The organism is Flavobacterium sp. UBA4854 (assembly GCF_002399805.1).
Taxonomy (GTDB): Bacteria; Bacteroidota; Bacteroidia; order Flavobacteriales; family Flavobacteriaceae; genus Flavobacterium; species Flavobacterium ginsengisoli.
Window position 1 is genome coordinate 1 of sequence record NZ_DHEI01000069.1, and the last position, 2,038, is coordinate 2,038.

The following is a 2,038-nucleotide window of genomic DNA, read 5'->3' on the forward strand; positions in this document are numbered from 1 at the left end:
ATTTTAACAGAAGCATTTTCTGAGAGAGAATTTGAACCTTTTGATCCAAATGGAATAGGAAATAATTAAAAAATTCCAAATTCCATTAAACTGCTATAGTTTTTTGGAATTTGGAATTTTAAAATATTGGATTTTTTTAGTATTCTGGTGCCAATTCTAACTCCAATCCTTCTAAATCTTCAGTAATTGGAATCTGACAGCCTAAACGGCTATTAGACTTAACATAAAATGCTTCTGAAAGCATGGCTTCTTCATCGTCACCCATTTCTGGTAATGCAACATCATTTAGAACATAACACTGGCAAGAAGCGCACATGGCCATTCCTCCGCAGGTTCCTTCAACAGGAAGTTCGTATGCTTTGCATAACTCCATTATATTCATTGCCATATCAGTTGGAGCTTGTAATTCGTGTATAACTCCTTCTCGATCTTTAATTTTAATTAATACATCCATTTTAATTATTGGAATTTTGGCAGGATTTGATAACGTGAAAAAATCCTAATTTATATTAGCTAGTAGGTTTAGTACTAAATGCGTATTCTTTTCTGTTATTGTCTTTTAAGCGCATTTTTACGCCAAGAACGTTGTCATTTTTTTCAAGAATGGTAATCACTGCAATTACAGAATAATAATCTCTGTCAGACTGGAAAACCAATGTTCCTTCGTAAGTTGTGTTTAAAACTCCTTGTTTATCAGTCGAAGCCGAAAGTTTTCTCGGATGAGAAAATTCAGCCGAGCTGTAAGTCGATTTTATTGTAAATTTTGCTTTTCCTTCTACAAAATCATATAAGAAATCGTAGTTTCCAATTCGTAGTGATCCTGGTTCTTCATTTGGGTTGATTGAAAATACAATCTTACCTGAATATTGAAAATCAGACCATTCTTCAGATTCACTTACCCAAGCCTTGTCAACCACAACATTCTTACTTTGGGCATAATCTACAGAAACAAAAAACAATAATAAAAAAAGAGCGTAATAGTTTTTCATAGTTTTAGATTTAAGGGTTTTGTGACAAATTTAAGTTAAAATTGTAACAATTCCTTAACGGAAACTCTTAAATCTTTATATTGTTTTTTATGAATATAATAAAAAACGTCTTTTTTTGGGTGCTTTTTTGTCATTTTATTAATCAAACAATAAAACACCTATTATTCTTGTTAAACTGTGAAGGTTTCGATTCTGAAAAAAGACACTATTTTGTTACATTACATTTACCACAGTTTCAATTTGCGGAGCATATTTTTTGATAGTTGTTTCAACACCTGCTTTTAGCGTCATTTGATTAACACTACAGCTGATGCAAGCTCCTTCCAAACGAACTTTTACATGTTTGTCGTCTTCAATGGAAATTAATGAAATATCTCCACCGTCAGATTTTAAGAATGGTCTTATCTCATCTAAGGCCAATAAAACATTACTTGTTAATTCTTCTGTTGTCATAATATTAATGTGTCAATTAGAAAATGTGCCAATTAGAAAATCTTTAAAGTTATCTAATTTATCTCATTATCTCAATTATCTAATTATTTTTTAACTGCCGAACAGCCTGCCATTGTTGTAATCTTGATGGCTTCTGTTGCTGGTAAGCTTTCGTTTCTGTTTACTGTTTCTTGTACAACATTTCTCGTAATTGCTTCAAAAACTTTTTCTATTGGAGAGGCAGTCTGCAATGCAGCTGGACGACCATAATCGCCTGCTTCACGAATAGATTGTACAATTGGAACTTCTCCTAAAAATGGTACGTCTAAATCTTCAGCAAGGTTTTTAGCACCTTCTTGTCCAAAGATATAGTATTTGTTTTCTGGCAATTCTTCTGGTGTAAAGTACGCCATATTTTCAATAATTCCCAAAACAGGAACATTGATATTGTCTTGCATGAACATTGCCACACCTTTTTTAGCATCTGCAAGAGCAACTGCTTGTGGAGTACTTACTACAACAGCCCCTGTAATTGGAAGCGATTGCATGATAGAAAGGTGAATATCTCCAGTTCCAGGAGGTAAATCAAGAAGCATGAAATCTAATTCTCCCCAATC

4 protein-coding genes are annotated in these 2,038 nt (G+C 33.1%); all 4 read right to left on the reverse strand.

Going from position 1 to position 2,038, the window contains the following annotated elements; translation table 11 throughout:
• Positions 1-136: 136 nt before the first annotated feature.
• On the reverse strand, positions 137-454 hold the full coding sequence (locus B3J44_RS09735) for a 2Fe-2S iron-sulfur cluster-binding protein (RefSeq protein ID WP_091490641.1): 318 nt from the start codon (positions 452-454) through the stop codon (positions 137-139).
• Positions 455-509: 55 nt separating this feature from the next.
• The gene (locus B3J44_RS09740) at positions 510-989 is read right to left on the reverse strand and encodes a hypothetical protein (protein ID WP_198854802.1); all 480 of its coding nucleotides are present in this window, start codon (positions 987-989) and stop codon (positions 510-512) included.
• Positions 990-1,202: 213 nt separating this feature from the next.
• Entirely contained in the window at positions 1,203-1,442 is a 240-nt protein-coding gene (locus B3J44_RS09745; protein ID WP_095929732.1) for a NifU family protein, read from the reverse strand.
• An 83-nt stretch (positions 1,443-1,525) separates the two neighbouring features.
• A partial coding sequence (locus B3J44_RS09750) for a P-loop NTPase (RefSeq protein WP_286968182.1) occupies positions 1,526-2,038 on the reverse strand: 513 nt, incomplete at its 5' end.

What these genes read in the sequence shown, in the direction of transcription:
- B3J44_RS09735 (WP_091490641.1), bottom strand. Translation starts at nt 454, where the DNA reads ATGGATGTATTAATTAAAATTAAAGATCGAGAAGGAGTTATACACGAA.
- B3J44_RS09740 (WP_198854802.1), bottom strand. Translation starts at nt 989, where the DNA reads ATGAAAAACTATTACGCTCTTTTTTTATTATTGTTTTTTGTTTCTGTA.
- B3J44_RS09745 (WP_095929732.1), bottom strand. Translation starts at nt 1,442, where the DNA reads ATGACAACAGAAGAATTAACAAGTAATGTTTTATTGGCCTTAGATGAG.